Source organism: Streptomyces sp. NPDC048295, assembly GCF_040652135.1.
Lineage (GTDB): Bacteria > Actinomycetota > Actinomycetes > Streptomycetales > Streptomycetaceae > Streptomyces.
Map to the genome: position 1 here is coordinate 287,280 of NZ_JBEZLL010000004.1, position 19,192 is coordinate 306,471.

The window sequence follows — 19,192 nt, forward strand, 5'->3', positions numbered from 1 at the left end:
AGCGCAGGGAGGGCGGGAAAATCCATGGGCCTGATGTCCTGGCTGCGCGGTGGCGGGCGCACGGAGACGAGTGCGGGGGCGGAGAACGTCGCCGCTCCGCCTGCTCCGCTGCGCGAACGGGTCGATCTGTCCGAACTGCCGCCGATCCAGCGGACCCTGGGGACTCAGGGCCTGGTCATCGACCCCTCCGGATTCCAGGGGTCGCTCTCCACCCGGCAGGACACCTCGCTCGGGACTCCCCTCGGCCATCTGGTCAGCCCGGACGCGCCCACCGGGCTGGTGCACGGGATCACCGCCCCGGCCGCCCCGGTCACCGCGGACCGTCCGTCGCCGGTGCAGCGGTCCGTGGAGCGTTCGGCGGGGCTGTCGGCCGGGGCCGGGCCCGTCTCCTTGTCCGTGCCTCTGTCCCTGCCCGTGCAGCGTGTCGTTCCGGGTGACGCACCTGCGATGACGTCGGCCGGGGAGGCGGCCGTGGCGGAGTTGCCGGTACGCCAACTGGTGGGCGAGCAGCCCCTTGTGGCGGCGTCCGGATCAGCCTCGACCGGGCCCGAGCCCGAGCACGAGCCAGGGCCCGGGCCCACGACGCCGAACGCGCACCTGCACCCGCATCCAGCCCCGGCTCCGCCCGTTCAGCGATCGGTGATGCCGCCCGCGCCCGGCCCGGCCCGGCGTGCGCCCGGTCTTGGCGCGCCCATGTCCGCGCTGCCGCCAACGGCGCAGCGACAGGCCGCCGTCGAGGGTCCTGGTGCGGAGTCCGGTGTGTCCGGCGGGATTCCGGTTGCCCGGAGTGCGGCGGACAGCGGGGACGGCGGGGGCGGCGAGGTTTCCGGGGCCGCGCAGGTGCCCATGGCCCCGGATGCGGAGCCCGGCTCCGGCGGGCCCACCGCGCCGCTGCTCGGCGACTCCCCCCTGCTCCCCGCCGCGTCGGACTCCGCACCGACGGGCCCCGCACCCGCGGTGCAGCGGACTCCCGCCGTGCCGCCGCAAGGTCCCCTCGCGCCGCCCCCGAGCACCGCGCCGGTCGCGCCGCTGCTCGCCGACCGTCCCGTGACGCTGCAGAACGTGAGCGGTGGTGGGCCGGGGGCCGTACAGCGTTCCGCAGTGGACGGGGTGGCACCGTCCCCGCCGGCCGGTACGGGGCCGATTCCGGTGCCGGGTGCGGAACCGGTCTCCCTGGCCGATGCCGTACCGGTGCGCTGGACGTCCGGTGGGGCGGGTACGTCGTCGATGGCGGCGGCGACCCCCTCCGTACCGGCGGCGTTGCAACGTACTGCCGTCACGACCGCGGGGCAGGGGACGGGCGCGTCTTCTCCGCCGCTTCCCGCCCTTCAGCGGCAGGCGGCCGGGGGGCCGCCGGTGCCCCGTTCGCTGCCGGGATCCGGTAGCCGTACCGCACCGTCCGGCGCCCCCGCCTCCTCGGCGTCCGGGTCCTCCTTCGTCCCGGCCGGTTCGGTCGCCGTGGCGGCCGGGGTGGCACAGCGGATGGCCGACGGCAGCGTCGTCTTCGGGTCGCCGCCCCCGTCGTACGCGCCGCCCGTCGTCCAGCGCGAGACCGTGACCGAGGAGCCACCGCCACCGGACCCGCCCGAGGAGGCCGCGCCCGAACCCGAGCCGGAGCCCCGACCGGAACCCGGAGCCGCGACCGGGGAACACGCGGCGACCGGCGCGCCCGGCCACGGCGCCGCCCCAGGAGGTGCGCCCGTCGTCACCGACGAGCTGGTACGCGCCCTGTACCCGCCGCTCAGCAGGCTCTTCAAGGCGGATCTGCGGCTGGAACGCGAACGGGCGGGATTCCTCATCAACACCAGGCACTGAGTCGACGCACCAGGCACCGAGGTCAACACCAAGCCCCGAGGTCAACACCAAGCCCCGAGTCCGACATCAGGCACCGAGGCAGACACCAGGCACTGAGAACGGCAGCGACAACAAGGGAAGTGAGAGGTACGCGCCATGGCCACCGCCCAGGAGAACGATCCCGCCGTCAGCGTCTGCTTCGTCGTCACGATCGACGACATCGAGCTCGGATCGTTCAACACATGCGACGGGCTGGGCTGTGAAGTGGTGCTCGAAACACGGGAGGAGGGCGGCAACAACGGGCATCTGTGGCAGCTGCCGACCCGCCTGAAGTACTCGAACGTCAAGCTGTCGCGGCCGCTCACCAAGGAGACCGAGAAGGTGGCGCGCTGGTTCGCCACCATGACGACCGGGTTCAGCCGCAAGACGGCCCACATCGAGGCGCGGACCGGGGACGGGCAGAAGGTGGCCCAGTGGGGGCTGCTGGAGGTCGTTCCCGTCCGCTGGACCGGCCCCTCCTTCACCCCCGAATCGCCCAAGGTCGCGATGGAGACGATCGAGATCGCCCATCACGGCTATGTGATGGAGGGCTGAGCGTCGTGAGCGGTGCGGGTCCCATCGCCTTCAGTGCCGCCGGTACGTCGGGGGCATCGGCCGCGAAGGCCGGCAAGGGAGGTTCGGCCAGGCCCAAGCTGGAGCACGCCTACCTGGAACTGCGGACCCCGCCGACCGGCGGCGGCCTCACCCCGGGCGGACCGTGCGGGCGGATCGACTTCCAGTTCAACCCCAAGGAACTCAGCCTCACCAAGGCCGCCTCCTGGAAGCGGAGTCCGGCGAAGGGCGCGAAGAGCTCCGGCCCGCCGGAGTACCAGGGCTCGCAGCCCAGCAAGCTCACCGTGGAGATGTTCTTCGACGCCAGCGACACCCAGGACACCCGCGTGGTGACCTCCGTGGAGCAGCTCTTCGCGTGCTGCGTGCCGACCAACGAGACCCGGCAGCAACAGCGTTCCTCGCCGCCGTGGGTCGTCTTCCACTGGGGCGGCCTGACCGGGTTCCCCGGCTATGTCAGTCAAGTGCAGGCGAAATACACCCTGTTCACCACGTCGGGCGTGCCGATCCGGGCTGTCTGCCAGGTGACGATGGAGGAGATCAGCGGCGACACCCCGGGCCAGAACCCGACCTCGGGCGCCCTCGCGGCCCGCCGGGTGCACCGGCTGGGCGCCGGGGACTCGCTGCCCTCGCTCGCCCAGCGCGAGTACGGCGACCCGGCCGCCTGGCGGGTGATCGCGGAGGCGAACGGGATCGACGACCCGATGCGGCTGGCCCCCGGACGGCAGCTGCTGCTCCCCGCGCTCGACGAGCTGGGCCGGCTCGAAGAGGGCCGGGACGGAGGGCGGTCCTGATGGCGCAGCCGGGCGTCGCGACGGCGCTGGTGGTGGAGCTCGGCGGCAGTCCACTGCCGCCGAAGTTCGTGAACACCCTGGTCGAGGGGTACGTCGACGACAGCCGGACGCTGCCCGACCTGTTCCTGCTGCGCTTCCGCGACCCGGACCGGGTCCTGCTGGGCCAGACCGGGCTGAAGATCGGCAGCGAGATCAGGCTGCTGGCCCGGGCAGGCGGCGACTCGGCACCGAAACCGCTGCTGAAGGGCGTGGTCACCGCCCTGGAGGTGGAGCTCGACGAGACCGGCACCTTCACCGTCGTACGCGGGCTCGACGAGTCGCACCGGCTGTTCCGCGGCCGCCGGGTGGCCAGCTACCAGAACATGACGCTCGCCGACATCTGCGCCCAGGTCGCCCAGCGCGCCGGACTGAAGCCGGGAAAGGTCGACGTGGCCGGTCCCGTGCTCGAACACATCGCCCAGCCCAACGTCACCGACTGGGAGTTCGTCCGGGACCTGGCGGAGGAGGCGGGCGCCCAGGCGTACGTCCTCGACGGACAGCTGCACATCACCCGGCCCGCGGAGGCGAGCGGCGCACCGGACGGCTCGGCGCGCGCCGACCGTAATCCTCTGGTCCTGGAGATGGGCAGCAACCTGCTGCGCTGCCGTGCCGGGGTGTCGTCCGCCGAGCAGGTCTCCGAGGTCGAGGTGCGCGGCTGGGACGTCAAGACCAAGCAGCCGCTCGTCGGGCGGGCGCCCGCCGGGAAGTCGGCGACCCTGGAGCTGGGGGTGAGCGCGGCCGAGGTGTCCGCCCCGTTCGGCGAGGCGCGTTTCGTGGTCACGGACACGGCGTACGGGGCGCAGGCCCAGGTGGACCAGGCGGCGAAGGCCCTGGCCGAGCGGATCGCCGGGTCGTTCGCGGAGCTGGAGGCGGTGATCCGGGGGAACCCGGAGGTGCGGGCCGGCAGCGCGGTGGCGCTCAACGCGGTGGGGGCGCCGTTCGAGGGGCGGTACACGGTCACGACGTCGCGGCATGTCTTCGACCCGGTGCGCGGGTACGAGACCTGGCTCACCGTCTCCGGTCAGCAGGAGCGTTCGCTGTTCGGGCTGACCGGCGGAGGTCCGGGTTCCGGCGGGTCCGGTGCTGGAGGCCCGGGCGGGTCGCGCTGCGTGGGGCTGGTCAGCGGGACGGTCACGGACACCCAGGACCCGGAGGGCTCGGGCCGGGTCAAGGTGCGGTTCCCCTGGCTGTCGGACGAGTACGCGAGCGACTGGGCGCGCACGGCCCAGTCGGGCGGGACGAGCGGCGGCGAGGCGTTCATCCCCGAGGTCGGGGACGAGGTGCTGGTGGGATTCGAGCACGGGCACCTGGACCGCCCGTACGTCCTCGCCGGGCTGTACAACGGGAAGGACCGGCCGTCGCAGGGCAGCGGCGGTGGCGGTGGCGGTGGTGGTGGCGGCGGGAACGGCGAGTCGTCCCCCTCAGGAACATCCCCCTCAGGAACATCCCCCTCGGGAACACCCGCCTCCGGAGCGCCCGCCTCGGGCACGCCCTCCTCCTCCGCCCCGGGAGGCTCGCTGGTCGACCCGACCAGCGGGGCCGTCAACCGGCGTTCGGTCGCCGCCAAGAGCGGTGACCAGCTGGAGATCCTCGACGAGGCCAACGGGCCGCAGGGCGTACGCCTGCTCACCGGCGACGGAAAGCTGAAGATCGACCTGGACCGCCGGGGCACCGTGATCGTGATCAACAGCGACGGCAGCGTGAACATCGAGGCCAAGCAGCAGGTGTCCATCAAGGCGGCCCGCGGGGTCGCGCTGGACGGCGGGCAGGGGGCGCTCGAACTCAGCGGCGACAGCGTCACGTTGAAGTCCCGCAGCGGAGTGAACGTCGACGGCGGGAACGGCGAGGTCAAGCTCTCCACCGGCGGCACGGTCGACGTCCGGGGCGCCCAGGTCGCGGTCAACGGAACACAGCGCACCGACATCAAGGGCGGCGGCTCCCTCGCCATCAACGCACCCATGGTGAGGATCAACTGACCGCGCGGACGCGCCGATCGAGAGGAACGGACTTCCATGTCAGCAGCCGCGGCGGCAGCCGCACGGGTCGGTGACCCCACCGGACACCCCGGCACGGTCGGGCCCCCCGGCGTCCCGACCGTGCTGATCGGCGGGCTCCCCGCCGCCACGGTCGGCACCCCGCACCTGTGCGCGATGCCGCCGCCCGCGGTGCACGCCCCGTCCGTGATCACGCCGCCCGGCAGCACCACGGTGCTGATCGGCGGACAGCCCGCCGCACGCGTCGGGGACCGGTCCGCCTGCGGCGCGCCCATCGTGTCCGGGTGCCCGACGGTACTGATCGGAGGCTGAGCGTCCATGGGCCAGGAGTTCATCGGCGCGGGCTGGGCCTTCCCGCCGCGCACCGACGCCACCGGTTCCATCGCCCTGGTGCGCGGGGAGCACGAGCTGGAGGAGTCGATCCGGCTGATCCTGGCGACGTCACCGGGCGAGCGGCCGATGCGGCCCGAGTTCGGCTGCGCCGTCAACGACTACGTGTTCGCCCCGGCGGACGCCGGCACGGCCGGGCAGCTCGCGTACGAGGTGCGCCTCGCGCTCGACCGGTGGGAGCCCCGGATCGAGGTCACCGAGGTCGTCGTCCGCTTCGACGAGGTGGACAACGGCGTCCTGTACATCGACATCGGCTACACCGTCCGGGGCGCCAACGACCCCCGGAACCTGGTCTTCCCGTTCTATGTGATCCCGCAGCACGAGGAGGTGGACGGCGCGTGACGCTGCCCAGCCCGTATCTGGACGACCGCCGCTTCCAGGGCCTGGTCGACGAGGCGAAACGGCTCGTCCAGCAGCGCTGCCCGGAGTGGTCCGACCACAACGTGTCCGACCCGGGCGTGACCCTCATCGAGGCCTTCGCGACCATGGTCGACCAGCTCGTCTACCGGGTGAACCGGGTCCCGGAGAAGAGCTATCTGACCTTCCTCGACCTGATCGGGGTCCGGCTCCACCAGCCCACGGCCGCCCGCACCGATGTGACGTTCCGGCTCTCCGCGCCGCAGCCGGAACCGGTACGGGTGCGGGCGGGCACGGAGGTCGCGACCGTACGCACGGAGACCGAGGAGGCGGTGGTCTTCACCACCGTCGGCGAACTGTCCGTAGTGCCCTGTGAGTTCGCCCACCTCGCCACCTGGCCGACCTCCGGCGACGCCCTGGACCGTACCGAGGAACTGGCGCTCGGCCGGTCCGTGCCCTGCTTCGGCGCCACGCCCGCGCCCGGCGACGCCCTCTACGTGGGCCTGTCCGCGGCCGTACCGTCGGGGGTCGTCGCGCTGCGGCTGGACTGCGCGGTCGAGGGCGTCGGCGTGGACCCGCTGCGGCCGCCGCTGGTCTGGGAGGCGTGGGACGGCAGCGCCTGGAAGGCCTGCGAGATCGAGAAGGACGACACGGGCGGCTTCAACCGGTCCGGAGAGCTGATCCTGCACCTGCCCCAGGGCCACACGCCCGCCGTCGTCGTACGCCGCACCGGCGGCTGGCTGCGCTGCCGTCTGGTGGAGGCCGTCCCCGGGCAGCCCACCTACATGGCGCCCCCGGTGGTCCGCCGGATCACCGCGTTCACGATCGGCGCGACCGTCGGCGCCGTGCACGCCGAGACGGTGACCGACGAGGTGCTCGGCCCGGCCGAGGGCGTACCCGGCCAGATCTTCATGGTGAGCCGCCCGCCGGTCGTCCCCGGCGACTTCGTCGTCGAGGTCGCGGACCCCGAGGGAGGCCCGCAGGGCACGGAGTGGACCCGGGTCGACGACTTCGCGCACTCCGGCCCCGAGGACCGGCACATCACCCTCGACCCCAACTCGGGGCGGGTCGAATTCGGGCCGGCGGTACGGGAGCGCGACGGCTCCATCCGCCACTACGGCAAGGTGCCGCCCAAGGGCGCCACCGTGCGCGTGCGCTCGTACCGCACCGGCGGCGGACTGCGCGGCAATGTGGCCACCTCCACGCTCCGGGTGCTGCGCAGCGCCATCCCGTACGTGGCCCGGGTCGAGAACCGCCGGCCCGCGCTCGGCGGGGTCGACGGCGAGACGGTGGAGAACGCCCGGGTGCGCGGGCCGATGACACTGCGGACCCTGCGCCGGGCCGTCGTGCCGCACGACTACGAACTGCTCGCCCGGGAGGTCGCACCCGACGCGGCCCGGGTGCAGTGCATCCCGGCCGGCGGGGACTCGGACGTCGAGGCGGGCGGGGTGCGGCTGCTCGTCGTACCGGCCGGGCGCAGCGACGAGCAGGGCCGGATCCAGTTCGACGAGCTGGTCCCGCCGCAGCAGACCCTCGCCCTGATCGCGGGCCATCTGGACGAACGAAGGCCCATCGGGGCCCGGTTGGTGGTCGAGCGGCCCTTCTACCAGGGGGTCACCGTGGTCGCCACGGTCCAGGCCCGCCGGGGTGTCGTGCTGGAGCAGGTGCGCGAGGAGGCGCTGACCGCGCTCTACAGCTACTTCAACCCGCTGAGCGGCGGACCGGGCCGCGACGGCTGGCCGTTCGGCCGGCCGATCCAGTCGGGCGAGGCGTTCGCCGTACTGCAACAGGTGCCGGGCGTGGACCTGGTGGAGGACGTACGCCTCTTTCCCGCCGACCCCGTGAACGGGCAGCGCGGCGAACCCACCACCAAGATCGAGCTGGACCGGCACGCGCTGGTCTTCAGCTACGAGCACCAGCTCCGGGTACGGGAGGCCTGACCGCCATGCGCACTGCCGTGACCGGCCTGCCGACCCCGCACCCGCTGATCGAACAGCTCCCGGCGGTCTACCTGGAGCAGGACTTCCTGCGCCGGTTCCTCGCGGCGCTCGACGACGTACTCGCCCCGGTCCTGCTCTCCATCGACAATCTGCCCGCCCACCTCGACCCCCGCAGTGCGCCCGAGGACTTCCTGGCCTGGCTGGCCCAGTGGGTGGCCGTCGACACCCGCGCGGACCACCCGGTCGAGCAGCGGCGCGCGACGGTGCGCGGCGCGGTCGAGCGGCACAGCCGGCGGGGCACCCGGCGCGGTCTCTCGGAGGCGGTGTTCCTGGAGACGGGGATCGAGCCGGAGATCGTGGAGAGCGGCGGCACGGCGTGGTCGACGACGCCGGAAACCCGGTTCCCGGGCGGCCCGCGGCCGTGGGTGACGGTCCGAGTCCGGGCCGCGCAGCCGTACCAGGTCGACCGGGTGCGGCTGGAGGAGCTGATCCGTACGGAGATCCCGGCGCATGTGGGCTTCGACCTGGAGGTCCTGTGATCTGCGAGTCGTGCGGGCAGAACAACGCGCCGGGGACGCAGTTCTGTACGTCGTGCCAGGCGTTCCTGGAGTGGGAGGAGCCGGAGGCCGGGACCCCGGCGCCTTCCACCATCCGGCCGCCTCGGGCACATTGGGCTCCCCACGTTCCGCCGGTCGCCCCCGCGCCGCAGCCCGCCCCGCCGCCCCCCGTTGCCCCGACCGCCGCCCCGCGTCGCCCCGGCGACGACCCGGACGAGCCGGTCCCGGGGCCCGAGGCGCTGCCCGACGTACCGCCCGGCCCGGCGAACACACCCCCCGGCCCGGCCCCTGCTCCGCCGGTCCGCTGCCCCAACTGCCGTACGGAGAACGCCCCGGACCGCACCCTGTGCATCCGCTGCGCACTGCTCCTGGACCCGGGCCCGCCGCCCGATGTCCGGCCTCCCTGGTGGCGCCGGATCTTTCGGCGGCGACCGCGTCAGGCGCCCATCGCGGGCACCCGGCCGAAGCGCCGGCTGTGGCGCCGCCCCGGTCTGGCGCTGCCGATCGTGCTGATCGTGCTGGCGTGCGGGGTCTGGTTCGCCCTGCCGCACCTGTCCGGCTGGCTCGGCTTCGCCAAGGACGAGACGGGGACGCCGGAGGCGGTGCCCCCCACCCGGTTCCGGGCCTCCAGCAGAGCCCCGGGGCATCCGGCGGGTGCGGCGTTCGACGGCTTCAACAACCGCTACTGGGCGCCCTCGGCCGCCGGGGCCGACACCGGGGTGGGCCAGTACCTGGAGTGCGACTTCGAGCAGCCCGTACGGGTGCTGAAGCTGGTCGTCTTCTCGGGTACGTCGACCAAGATGGACGAGTTCCTCACCCAGGCCCGCCCGGCCAGGATCACCGTCCTGCTCACCTCCGCCGACGGCACCAGCGTCAGCAAGGAGTTGCGGGTCAAGGACCAGCCGGGCCAGCAGACCTTCGACCTGCGCGGATCGGAGATCGTCAGGGCCCGGCTCACTACCGACACCACCTACGGAGCGGGCCCCGGCCGCCGACTCGCCGTGGCCGAGATCGAGTTCTTCGGCCGAAGGTCCTGAGCGAGGGGCCCCGGCGGCGAGGGGCCCCTCCAGGGAGAAGCACCGGCGGGGAGAGGCGCCTCCAGGGAGAAGCACCGGAACGGGGAGCCCCGGACGAGAACTCACTCCGTACGTTTCAGCGCCACCAGGTTGTCCGCCTGCGCGAGGCCGCTCTCCTCGACCACCCCGCGCACGCTCTGCGCCTCGCGCACCGGCGCGAACCGCACCTGCCCGTCGGCGCCGGTGCGGTAGCCGTACACCGCGGGCCGGGGCAGTGAGTTGTACGAGAAGTGCGAGGAGAAGTAGTACGCCCCGGTGTCGTACAGCGCGACCACGTCGCCGGGTTCGACGGCGGGGAGTTCGCGCGCACTCGCGGTGAGGTCCCCGGCGAAGCAGCAGGGGCCCGCGATGTCGACGACCTCGGCCGGTCCCTGCTTGGGGCGGCCCGAGGCGTCGAAGACGCCGACGCGCAGCGGCCAGGATCCGGGCATGAACACGGTACGGGTGGCGACCTGGGCCCCCGCGTGCGTGACCGCGATCCGCCGCCCCCCGGCGGACTTGGTGTACTCGACGACCGTGCCGATCGTTCCGCTCTTGGCGAGCAGGGAGCGGCCGAACTCGGTGACGAGGGTGTAGCGGCCGTCGAAGAGACCCGGCGCGGCTTCGCGGAGTGCGGCCACGTAGTCGGCGTACGTGGGCCGGTCGTCCTCGTCGGCGAAGTTGACGGGCAGGCCGCCGCCGATGTCGATCCCGGTGATCCGGGGGTGGCCCAGGCGGGCGTTGATCCGCTCGGCCAGCTCGTAGGCCGCGCGGATGCCCTCGGCGATGAGCGGCAGCGGGCAGCCCTGGGAACCGACGTGCGCGTGCAGCCGGTTGAGCCAGGGCCGGCGCTCGAAGGCCTCGATCACCGCGTCCTCGGCGCCCGGGTCGCGCAGTGCGACGCCGAACTTCGAGGTCTCGGTCGCGGTGCTCATCGCGCCGATGGCGCCCGCCCCCACCTGCGGGTTCACCCGGAGCCCGATGGGTCCGGCGGCCTCCCGGCCGGCCAGCAGCCGGTCCACCCGGGCCATCTCCTGGAAGTTGTCCAGGTTGATCGCGATGCCGTGGGCGAGCGCGAACTCCAGCTCCTGGACCGTCTTCGCGGGGCTGTCGAAGACCAGCCGGTCGTACGTGAACCCGGCCGCGAGGGCCTGCTCCAGCTCTCCGGGCGAGGCGACCTCGCACCCCATCCCCGCGTCCGCCAGCAGCCGCAGCACCGGCACCAGGCCGCACGCCTTGGCGGCGAACGTGTGCCGTACCGGGGCGGGCCCCTCGAACGCCTCGTTCAGTGCCTCCACCGCCGCCAGCACACCGTCCACGTCGAGGAGACCGATCACGGGCGCATGCGGACCGAGGAGCCCGTCCTCGACGGCACGCGCCAGTGCCGCAGTACGGCGGTCACCGCGCTGCCGGGCCGCCGAGCCTGAAGTCATGCCAACCACCACAACACCCCTCCGTCTGCCACGCCGTCATGTACGAACAGCTTCGGCGCGCAGGGGACGGCGCGTCTTCGACCGACACGACGACGCTCGGCCGATTCCTTTGCCGTGCAGGACAGCCGAAGGATCAACGGGCAGCGCCCCGAACGGTCGACGGGCAGCGCCCCGAACGGTCGACGGGCAGCGCCCCGAGCGGTCAACGCCCGACGTTCCCGGGCGGCCGGCGGGCCGCGAGCCGTAGCCCGATCTCCGCGAGCAGCCGCATGGCGGGGTCGGCCGGATCGACGCCGAACAGCTCCCGGGCCCGGCGCAGCCGGTACCGCAGGGTGTTGGGGTGCACATTGAGGCGCCGCGCGGCCGTGCCCGTGTCGCAGGAGGCGTCGAGGTAGGCGGCGACCGAATCGCCGTACGCCGAACCGTGCGCCCGGTCGTGCTCCACCATCGCGTGCACCGGCCCCGACAGCGAATCCCACACCGGCTCCACCCGGTCGAGCAGCCGGAGCACCGTCGTCTCGGGGACCACCTCGTCGTACGCCGCGACCGCCGACACCACCTCCCCGGCCGGCCTCCCCCCGGCCCGCTCCCGCAGCACCCGCACCACCAGCTCGGCCGTCTCCCGAGAGGCGGGCAGCCCCGACAACGCGGCCGCCACCGGACCCGCGCCCGCGAGGACCACGCTGCGCGGCACCGAGCGCGCCGTCGCCAGCAGGGTGCGGGCCGGGCCGGTCTCCCCGTCCCCGGCCGGGACCAGGACGTACAGCCGCCGCCCGGACCGCGCGGTCACACACCCCGGCCGGTACGCGGCGGCCTGCAGCGCGAGCACATCCAGCACCCGCTGCCCGGCGGTGACGGCGGACCCGGCCCGCCCGTCGTACCGGTCGTACCCGTCGTACTCGCGGCGCCCGTCGTACCCGTGGCGCCCTTCGTGTCCGTCGTACGCCTCCGCGACCACCACCGCGTACGGCCGGTCCGTCGCGACCCCGGCCTCGTGCGCGGCCCGGACGTCGCCCTTCAGGAGCGCGTGCACGGCGTCTTCCCGGGCCCGGGCCGCGGCCCGGCCCCAGGTCTGGTGGTGGGACAGATGCGGCACCGCGGCCCGTGCCGCCGTGCGCAGCGCGGCCGCCGCGTCCTCGGCGAGCGGCCGTCCGTCGGCGGCGGCCCAGATGGAGCCGAGCACCTCGGGCCCGTGGCGCACGGCGATGGCCAGCCGTTCGGCGTACCGGGCGTCGGCGGGCAGCCGCACCACGTCCTCGCTGCTCCACAGGGTCTGGAAGAAGCCGCTCTCGCGGAGCTCGACGACCCGCCAGCGGGGGACCTCCTGGCCCAGGATCGTCAGTCGGCGCATCGGATCGGGTTCGTGGTCCAGGCGTGAGTAGGCCAGCACCCGTGACTGCGGGTCCTCGATGGTGATGGCTCCGCCGACCAGGTCCGCCACCGTATTGGCCAGCCCGGACAGATCGCCGAGCCGCAGCCCCGCCATCCCGGCCACCCCGTCGGCCCCGGCCGGGGCGCTGTGCGCCAGAGCGGTCCGCAGGCCGCCGAGCACCTCCGTCCAGCCCTGCCCCGGCCGCCGGGCCAGCAGCGCCGTACGCCCCCGGCCCGCCGCCTCCACCAGCGCCGCCCGCGGGCCCCGGCCGCCCCGCCGCATCACCACGGCGGCGGCCCCGGCCCGGTCGGCGGCGCGCAGTACATCGACGGCCTCGGGCGAGGCGACCTCCACGCCGACCACGAGCAGGATCAGCCCGGTCGCCGACCAGGTCCCGTCGTCCCGCTCCTCGCCGGGGTCGTGCAGCGCCACACCGGCCACCGGCACGGTGGTACCGCGCGGGGCCACGACGACATCGAGCATCCCGGGGGCGATCAGATCGAGGATCTGCTCCAGCGAGGGGCCGGTGTCGCGCCGGCCCGGTTCGTGCGTCGGCATCCGCCCATCATGGTCCGCATCCACCCGTCATGGTCAGGGTCCGGCAGTCATGGTCAGGGTCCGCCTCTCATGGCCGGCATCCGCCCGTCACGGTCCGGACCGACCGGCTTCAGGGACGTGGACGGAGTCCGTCGAAGGCGACGTTCAGATGACGGGGGCCGCGCAGCACGGCGTTCTGCCGGTACGGGGGCGGGTCCTCCACCAGGCGCGGGCCGTCGAGTCTGCGGGCGAGTTCGGTCAGGGCGAGTTGTGCCTCCAGCCGGGCCAGGGGTGCGCCGAAGCAGTTGTGGATGCCGCTGCCGAAGCCGAGATGCTGGATGTCCTGCCGGTCGGGGTCGAAGCGGTCGGGATCGTCGAACCGCTTCGGGTCCCGGTTGCCGGAGGCCAGGACGAGCCAGAGGGAGGCGCCCTTGGGGATGGTGGCGCCCGCGATGTCGATGTCGGCGAGGGTGGTGCGCTGCGGGAGCAACTGCACGGGTGGCTCGAAGCGCAGCAGCTCCTCCACGAGCGGGACGGCCAACCGGGAGTCGTTGCGCAGCCGTTCGAGGACCTCGGGGTTGCGCAGCAGGGTGAGCATCCCGTTGGTGATGAGGTTGACCGTCGTCTCGTGACCGGCGATCAGGAGCAGGGCGGCGGTGCTGAGCACCTCCATCCGGGTCATCCCCCCGTCCGGGCCGTGCTGGGTGACCAGCTCGGACAGCATGTCGTCGCCGGGTGCCCCGCTGCGTTCGTCGATGAGCCCGGACAGGTACGCCCCGAGCTCGGTGCGGGCCTGCTGGGTGGCGCGGCGCCGCTCGCCGGGGTCCTGGCCGGGGTCCGGGTCGAGGCCGGCGGCGATGGTGTCGGCCCAGGAGTGGAAGAGCGCCTCGTCCTCACGCGGAATGCCCAGCAGCCGGCAGATCACGGTGACGGGGAAGGGGTACGAGAAGTCGTCGACGATGTCGACCTCCTTCCGGTCCCCGAAGCCGTCGATGAGGTCGGCGACGATGCGGGCCAGCTCGCCGCGCATGTTGTGGACCCGCCGGGGCGTTTCCGGCGGTCCGAAGGGGCGCATCGTCATCCGGCGCAGACGGTCGTGCTCGGGAGGGTCCAGCCGCAGGAAGGCGGGCGGCAGCGGCGAGGCCTCCTCCTCCTGGAGCAGGGTGCCGGCGGCACTGGGGGAGAGGTTGCGGGCGTCCGAGCTGATCCGGGGATCGTGCAGCAGGCTCTTGATCTCCCAGTACGTGCTGACGACGAACAGCTCGTCCCCCTCCTGGCGCACCGGCTCCCTGCGGAGCTCGGCGTACAGCGGGTACGGGTCGGCACGGTTGGAGTAGTCGATGATCTGCCGCAGGAGCGTGTCTTGCGTCATGGTGGCGGGGTCCTTGCTGGAGGTCAGGCCCGGGCGGGGGTGAAGGTGATCCGCTGGTCGGTCGGTGAGTAGCCGCTGACCGTGACGGACGGCCCATGGGTGGGCAGGGAGGGGTCCGGGAAGTCGGCCGGGACCGGTCGCAGACCTTCGGGGCGGCGGTCCACCGAGGAGTACTCGGGCGGGAACGGGGCGGCCGATTCGATCTGCCGCTGGTAGAACTCCAGCCACTTCGTCTGGTCGAAGGAGACCGCGGCGATGACCCGGCCCTGGTACCCGTACACACCGGTGAAGCGGTGCTCGGCGAGCGAGCCCTGGGCGACGATGACCTCCTCGCCCAGCGAGGGGACGCCGACCGACTTGATGTTGACCCCGAACTGGGAGGACCAGAAGGCCGGCACCCATAGATGCGGGCGGCGCTCGGAACTGCTGCTGATCATGTTGTGCGCTGCGGTCTCGGCCTGCGCGACGGCGTTGCCCCAGTGCTCCAGGGAGAGGAACTGGTACCCGAAGATCGCGTGCGGGGACCGGGCGACGTCACCGGCCACGAAGACGTCGTCGGTCACGATGCCGCGGACGTCGAAGGCCCGGCACCCCGCGTCGCAGGCGATTCCGCGCGGGCCGGCGCCGAGCCCGGACCCGGCCAGCCACTCGGTGTTCCGGGTCGCGCCGAGCGAGACGACGGCGACATCGGTGTCGAGGGTGGTGCCGTCGGACAGATGGGCGCGCCGCAGCCGCCCCGCCGAGTCGCCCTCCAGGCCGGTGACCATGATCCCGCAGCGCAGGTCCACCCCGTGCTCGCGCTGCAGCTCCGCGGCCACCTGCCCGATCACCCCGCCGAGCGCGCCGACGAGGGGTGCCGCGCCGCGTTCGGCGACGGTCACCGGCAGCCCGCGCTCGCGGCAGGCCGAAGCGATCTCCGAGCCGGTGAAGCCCGCGCCGATGACGAGCACCCGCCGCGGCGACGCGGCCAGCCGCCGCTGGAGCCGGGCCGCGTCCTCGCGGGTGCGCAGCACGAAGACCCCGTCCAGCTCGGCCTCCGTCGGATGCGGCCACGGCCGGGCGCGTACACCGGTGGCGATCAGCAGCCGGTCGTACTCCACCTCGTCCCCGTCGGCCAGCCGCACCCGACGGGCCGCCATGTCCAGCCCGGTGGCGGCGGCTCCGAGCCGCCACTCGGCGTCGAGCCCGCGCATCCTGGGCAGTTCGGTGCGGTCGGCGGAGGCATGGCCCAGCAGCACCTGCTTGGAGAGCGGCGGACGGTCGTACGGCTCGTGGGGCTCGTCGCCGATCAGCGTGAGCGAACCGGTGAAGCCCTCCTTCCGCAGTGTCTCCGCGGCCCGCAGGCCCGCCAGGGAGGCGCCGACGATCACGATCCGCCCCTCGCGCCTCAGCTGCTCCAGAGCACCGTCAGCGGACATGGGACAGCTCCTCTCCCGCCCCGTCCGATGCCCCGTCCGAGTCCTCCACCAGGATGGCCCGCACCGGACACGCGGTGGCGGCACGCAGCACCTGCTCGCGCTGCGCCGCCTCGGCGTGCGGGTTGTACAGCAGGGATTCCTCGCCGTGCATGGCGAAGACATCGGGCGCCAGGAAGGCGCACTGTGCGTACCCCTGACACCGGTTGAGATCGACGACAAGCCTCATCAAGGGGCCGCCCTTCCAGTAGTACCCCCGCCTCAGCGTGCGAGGGCCGCTCCGGATCCGCGAGCACAGGCGGCCCGATGGAGTTATGGGGTCACCGGCCGCCCGGCGGGTTCGCGGTGGCGCGTACGAGGATGTGGACGCCGACGGCCAGGGCCCACAGCGGGAACGCCAGCTCGGACCAGGCGACGCTGCCCGACACGAAGAGCAGCGTCAGGCCGACGAGGGCGCCCAGAACCGTCAGCGGGCGCGGCAGCACGCCGAGCCGGTGCCCGATGGCGGAGGTCGAGAAGACGAAGACCGCGGCCATGCGCATCGAGTAGGTGGTCAGCAGGCCGTACGTGAAGTGCCCGCCGAGCAGCCACAGTTGACTGCCGGGTCCGGGCCCGGCCGCGTCGGCCGTGGCCAGCAGGCTCCCGGCCGCCGCCGCGGCCCCGAAGAGGGTCGCCACGAAGACCAGGCCGCTGCCCAGGAGGACCGTCGCGAGGAACTTGTCCTCGGCGTCCCCGATGCGTGCGCGTACGGCGCCCATGAACCACAGGAAGGAGATGCCCGCGAACGGGACGAGTTCGAGCGCGGTGCGCACCGCGCGGCGGCGCGCGGGGTTGGTGAGCCACTCGCCGGTGCCCCTGCCCTGCTCGAACGGGATCGCCAGCCGGATCATGACGATGGCGGCGGCGAGCAGCAGCGCGAAGACGACCCCGGCCGTTCCCGCGGCCCGCGGTGTGCGCAGAGCCCGGTCTCGCGCCTTCGGCGGTGTCTCCGGTCGCGGCTCCATGGGCGGGCGCTCACCTCCTGCGGCTCCGGGGCGGCCGACGGCCCGGCACACCCCGGGACCAGCAAGCACCCGCCCGGGCCCCGGTGCCACCCGGACCGGGCGGGAGGGTGAGTTGCGGCCGGCCGCGGGTTCCGCCGCCGGCCCGGCACGCGAGATCGGCCGGGCCGTGCTTCGGCGGCGCGTCGTCAGCCGGCCCAGCGGCCGGAGAGGAAGGTGACGGCGAAGACGGTCATCAGCGGGGCGGCGACGACGAGGTACGCGGTCCTGACGCGGGGACTTTGAAGGCTCCAGGCGGCGAGACCGGTCCACAGCGGCCACCACAGGAGGGTCGCGCGGGGAATGGAGGTGTACCAGTACGAGGTGCCCAGGGCCCACAGGCTGAGCGCGATGTACGCGGCCTCCGCCCAGCGCCGCCGCCGCAGCAGCAGGCCGCACAGGACGACGCCGACCAGCATGGTGAGGAGTTCGGCCTGGCACATCAGGGCGTAGCCGGTGGCCTGGGAGTGCCCGAAGGCGGCGTGCCAGGTGTTCCGCCACGCTTCCCAGGGGGCGTGGAAGTCGCGGTACCAGCCGCGTTCCTCGGCGTGCTTCCAGGCCATCCAGTCGGCGGTGTGCGCGTGCAGGTACCAGCTGTAGAGGAACGGCGGCAGGGCGGGCAGCGCCAGCCAGGGCAGACGGCGCCACTGGGCGGGGCTGCGCGTGGTCACCAGGAAGTGCACCGTCAGCGCCGCCGCGAGGAAGAGGCCGCTGACCCGGACGGTGGTGGCCAGGCACGTCAGTACGGCCGCCACCGGCCAGTCGAGGCGCTGGGCGGCCAGCCAGGCGGGCAGGGCCAGGGCGAGGAAGAGCGCCTCGGTGTAACCGGCGGCCAGGAAGACCGCACACGGGGAGAGCAGGAAGAACAGGGCCGCGCGCTGCCCGGCGGCCTGCGGCAGGTGCAGCCGGGCGATACGGGCCAGGGCCAGCACGGCGACGCCGCCCGCGACGAGGGATATCAGCGCACCGGCGGCCGCCCAGCTCGGCACGACGGTGTGCACGGCCCGCAGCAGGAACGGGAAGCCGGGGAAGAAGGCCTCCCTGTTGTCCCAGTCGGGCGTCCAGGGACCGGACCCGTCCGGGAAGTAGCCCTGCTGCGCTATGTGCAGGTAGTGCCACCAGTCCCACCGCTGCCACGACGAGAAGAAGGAGCCCGCGTGACGCGTCCCGTCCTGGTCGGGGAAGAGCCAGCGGGTGCAGTAGGCGGTGGTCCAGATGCCCACCCGGGTCAGCAGGTAGAGCCAGAGCACTTCGCGGTCGGCGGGCCCGATCCGCCGAGACAGCCGGGCGACGAGCCTCCTGCCCGGCGCCGGGGCGTCGCGGGGCGCGCCGGGAGCGGACCCGGCCCCGAGGGGCGGATGCTCGCGCGGCGGCCGCGGCCGTTGGGGGGTGGAAAGGCTCACAGCACAATCTCCAGCGTCGGTTCAGCGCACACCGAATGGCCCGGTCGGGAACGGGCGGCAGATCCGGTCGGTCAGGAGGCCGGGGCGGTCAGGGAGGCGGGAAGGTGATGCTCCCGCTGGGCGCCGTCGGTGACACCGGCGGCGGCGTCGACGGGGTCTCGGAAGAGGAACTCGTCGGCGGCAGAGTGGTCCGCGGCGAGGAGGGCGTGGAGCTCGGCGAGGTCGGTGAGCCCGGCGAGGTGGGGGAGGGCGAGAGCCGGGGCGAGGGAACGGGCGAGGGCGTGGTGGCGGGGACGGTCGTGCCCGTGCCGTCCGGCACCAGCGAGGCCACGGCCGCGCCCGTACCCGAGAAGACCAGACAGGCCCCGACGGCCAGCGCGACGATCCGGCGCCTGCGCGCCCGCTCCCCGCGCTCGGTGATGTACGAGGGCGGAGCGGAACACGCGCGGGACTGCCCGGCGGCTGCGGCTTCCTTGAACAGGGACCTCAACGGGTCATGGGCTTCAGACACAGGGCCCCTCCTCGGTACGCGGATCCTGCAGACGATGAGAGAGCGTGGCCCGGCCCCGGGCCAGGTGCGTCTTGACGGTGCTGGCCGCCAGATTGGTCTCCGCGGCGATCTGCTCGACGGTCAGATCGCAGACGTAGTGCAGCGCCAGCGTGCGCCGCTGCTTGGGCGGCAGTTCCCGCAGCGCTTCCACCAGCGCCACCGACTCCGGCCCGGGCGCCTCCACCTGCGGCGGGGCACCACTGCGCTGCCAGGCATCCGCCGCACGACGCCGCACCCGCCACCGGCTCACCGCCAGCCGCCACGCGACCGTACGGATCCACGCCTCGGGCTGCCCGTCACGATCGAGCTGCCGCCGCCGGCTCCAGCCCTTGACGAAAGCCTCCTGCACCACGTCCTGCGCTTCGTGCTGGTCGCCGAGCATCACAAACAGCTGCCCGGTCAGCCGGGCCGCCGTCTGCGCGTAGAACTCTTCGAACTCCTCGACGGTCAACAAACAACTCCTGGATCTCCTCGGTCTCACCGGGCATACGCCCGGCACCCCGCATCCGGACGACACCGGACCCGAAGAACCTGGGTGACG

The 19,192-nt window shown here is 73.6% G+C and carries 18 protein-coding genes; 9 read left to right on the top strand and 9 right to left on the bottom strand.

The window, feature by feature from the left end; translation table 11 throughout:
• Positions 1-24 precede the first annotated feature (24 nt).
• The 9 genes from AB0D53_RS07945 to AB0D53_RS07985 all read left to right on the top strand — a co-directional run bounded on the left by AB0D53_RS07945 (position 25) and on the right by AB0D53_RS07985 (position 9,511).
• Positions 25-1,815 carry a hypothetical protein gene (locus AB0D53_RS07945; protein ID WP_362441669.1) on the top strand — a complete coding sequence of 597 codons (1,791 nt, stop codon included), beginning with the start codon at positions 25-27 and terminating at the stop codon, positions 1,813-1,815.
• A 135-nt stretch (positions 1,816-1,950) separates the two neighbouring features.
• Positions 1,951-2,388 carry a phage tail protein gene (locus AB0D53_RS07950; RefSeq protein WP_072488542.1) on the top strand — a complete coding sequence of 146 codons (438 nt, stop codon included), beginning with the start codon at positions 1,951-1,953 and terminating at the stop codon, positions 2,386-2,388.
• 23 nt (positions 2,389-2,411) lie between these two features.
• On the top strand, positions 2,412-3,197 hold the full coding sequence (locus AB0D53_RS07955) for a peptidase M23 (RefSeq protein ID WP_362442018.1): 786 nt from the start codon (positions 2,412-2,414) through the stop codon (positions 3,195-3,197).
• Positions 3,197-5,212 carry a VgrG-related protein gene (locus AB0D53_RS07960; protein WP_362441672.1) on the top strand — a complete coding sequence of 672 codons (2,016 nt, stop codon included), beginning with the start codon at positions 3,197-3,199 and terminating at the stop codon, positions 5,210-5,212. The genes AB0D53_RS07955 and AB0D53_RS07960 overlap by 1 nt, the downstream gene beginning before the upstream one ends.
• A 36-nt stretch (positions 5,213-5,248) precedes the next feature.
• Positions 5,249-5,542 carry a PAAR domain-containing protein gene (locus AB0D53_RS07965; protein ID WP_329814858.1) on the top strand — a complete coding sequence of 98 codons (294 nt, stop codon included), beginning with the start codon at positions 5,249-5,251 and terminating at the stop codon, positions 5,540-5,542.
• A gap of 6 nt (positions 5,543-5,548) precedes the next feature.
• Entirely contained in the window at positions 5,549-5,962 is a 414-nt protein-coding gene (locus tag AB0D53_RS07970) for a GPW/gp25 family protein (protein ID WP_072488546.1), read from the top strand.
• Positions 5,959-7,917 carry a putative baseplate assembly protein gene (locus tag AB0D53_RS07975; RefSeq protein ID WP_362441677.1) on the top strand — a complete coding sequence of 653 codons (1,959 nt, stop codon included), beginning with the start codon at positions 5,959-5,961 and terminating at the stop codon, positions 7,915-7,917. Before AB0D53_RS07970 ends, AB0D53_RS07975 begins: the two co-directional genes overlap by 4 nt.
• Before the next feature lie 5 nt (positions 7,918-7,922).
• A complete protein-coding gene (locus tag AB0D53_RS07980) occupies positions 7,923-8,456 on the top strand; it encodes a phage tail protein (RefSeq protein WP_362441680.1) in 534 nt (177 codons plus the stop codon).
• Complete coding sequence (locus tag AB0D53_RS07985; RefSeq protein WP_362441683.1) at positions 8,453-9,511, top strand: discoidin domain-containing protein; 1,059 nt, start codon at positions 8,453-8,455, stop codon at positions 9,509-9,511. Before AB0D53_RS07980 ends, AB0D53_RS07985 begins: the two co-directional genes overlap by 4 nt.
• Before the next feature lie 101 nt (positions 9,512-9,612).
• On the opposite strand, the gene AB0D53_RS07990 is transcribed toward AB0D53_RS07985, so the two are convergent.
• The 9 genes from AB0D53_RS07990 to AB0D53_RS08030 form a co-directional block, all read right to left on the bottom strand.
• Complete coding sequence (locus tag AB0D53_RS07990) at positions 9,613-10,962, bottom strand: diaminopimelate decarboxylase (protein WP_362441686.1); 1,350 nt, start codon at positions 10,960-10,962, stop codon at positions 9,613-9,615.
• Positions 10,963-11,164: 202 nt separating this feature from the next.
• On the bottom strand, positions 11,165-12,892 hold the full coding sequence (locus tag AB0D53_RS07995) for a helix-turn-helix domain-containing protein (RefSeq protein WP_362441689.1): 1,728 nt from the start codon (positions 12,890-12,892) through the stop codon (positions 11,165-11,167).
• Between the two features lie 109 nt (positions 12,893-13,001).
• The gene (locus AB0D53_RS08000; RefSeq protein WP_362441692.1) at positions 13,002-14,243 is read right to left on the bottom strand and encodes a cytochrome P450; all 1,242 of its coding nucleotides are present in this window, start codon (positions 14,241-14,243) and stop codon (positions 13,002-13,004) included.
• A gap of 23 nt (positions 14,244-14,266) precedes the next feature.
• A complete protein-coding gene (locus AB0D53_RS08005) occupies positions 14,267-15,661 on the bottom strand; it encodes an FAD-dependent oxidoreductase (RefSeq protein ID WP_362441695.1) in 1,395 nt (464 codons plus the stop codon).
• Entirely contained in the window at positions 15,651-15,887 is a 237-nt protein-coding gene (locus tag AB0D53_RS08010; RefSeq protein ID WP_362441698.1) for a ferredoxin, read from the bottom strand. Before AB0D53_RS08010 ends, AB0D53_RS08005 begins: the two co-directional genes overlap by 11 nt.
• 91 nt (positions 15,888-15,978) lie before the next feature.
• Complete coding sequence (locus AB0D53_RS08015; protein WP_362441701.1) at positions 15,979-16,662, bottom strand: hypothetical protein; 684 nt, start codon at positions 16,660-16,662, stop codon at positions 15,979-15,981.
• Between the two features lie 185 nt (positions 16,663-16,847).
• Positions 16,848-17,981, bottom strand: coding sequence for a mannosyltransferase family protein (locus AB0D53_RS08020; RefSeq protein ID WP_362442022.1), 1,134 nt, complete (start codon positions 17,979-17,981; stop codon positions 16,848-16,850).
• 208 nt (positions 17,982-18,189) lie between these two features.
• A complete protein-coding gene (locus AB0D53_RS08025; RefSeq protein ID WP_362441704.1) occupies positions 18,190-18,612 on the bottom strand; it encodes a hypothetical protein in 423 nt (140 codons plus the stop codon).
• Positions 18,605-19,102: a SigE family RNA polymerase sigma factor gene (locus tag AB0D53_RS08030; RefSeq protein WP_362441707.1), complete on the bottom strand. Its 498-nt coding sequence runs from the start codon at positions 19,100-19,102 to the stop codon at positions 18,605-18,607. Before AB0D53_RS08030 ends, AB0D53_RS08025 begins: the two co-directional genes overlap by 8 nt.
• Positions 19,103-19,192 lie beyond the last annotated feature (90 nt).

What these genes read in the sequence shown, in the direction of transcription:
- AB0D53_RS08005 (WP_362441695.1), bottom strand. Translation starts at nt 15,661, where the DNA reads ATGTCCGCTGACGGTGCTCTGGAGCAGCTGAGGCGCGAGGGGCGGATC.
- AB0D53_RS08015 (WP_362441701.1), bottom strand. Translation starts at nt 16,662, where the DNA reads ATGGAGCCGCGACCGGAGACACCGCCGAAGGCGCGAGACCGGGCTCTG.
- AB0D53_RS07970 (WP_072488546.1), top strand. Translation starts at nt 5,549, where the DNA reads ATGGGCCAGGAGTTCATCGGCGCGGGCTGGGCCTTCCCGCCGCGCACC.
- AB0D53_RS08000 (WP_362441692.1), bottom strand. Translation starts at nt 14,243, where the DNA reads ATGACGCAAGACACGCTCCTGCGGCAGATCATCGACTACTCCAACCGT.
- AB0D53_RS07990 (WP_362441686.1), bottom strand. Translation starts at nt 10,962, where the DNA reads ATGACTTCAGGCTCGGCGGCCCGGCAGCGCGGTGACCGCCGTACTGCG.
- AB0D53_RS08010 (WP_362441698.1), bottom strand. Translation starts at nt 15,887, where the DNA reads ATGAGGCTTGTCGTCGATCTCAACCGGTGTCAGGGGTACGCACAGTGC.
- AB0D53_RS07950 (WP_072488542.1), top strand. Translation starts at nt 1,951, where the DNA reads ATGGCCACCGCCCAGGAGAACGATCCCGCCGTCAGCGTCTGCTTCGTC.
- AB0D53_RS07965 (WP_329814858.1), top strand. Translation starts at nt 5,249, where the DNA reads ATGTCAGCAGCCGCGGCGGCAGCCGCACGGGTCGGTGACCCCACCGGA.
- AB0D53_RS07945 (WP_362441669.1), top strand. Translation starts at nt 25, where the DNA reads ATGGGCCTGATGTCCTGGCTGCGCGGTGGCGGGCGCACGGAGACGAGT.
- AB0D53_RS07960 (WP_362441672.1), top strand. Translation starts at nt 3,197, where the DNA reads ATGGCGCAGCCGGGCGTCGCGACGGCGCTGGTGGTGGAGCTCGGCGGC.
- AB0D53_RS07980 (WP_362441680.1), top strand. Translation starts at nt 7,923, where the DNA reads ATGCGCACTGCCGTGACCGGCCTGCCGACCCCGCACCCGCTGATCGAA.
- AB0D53_RS07995 (WP_362441689.1), bottom strand. Translation starts at nt 12,892, where the DNA reads ATGCCGACGCACGAACCGGGCCGGCGCGACACCGGCCCCTCGCTGGAG.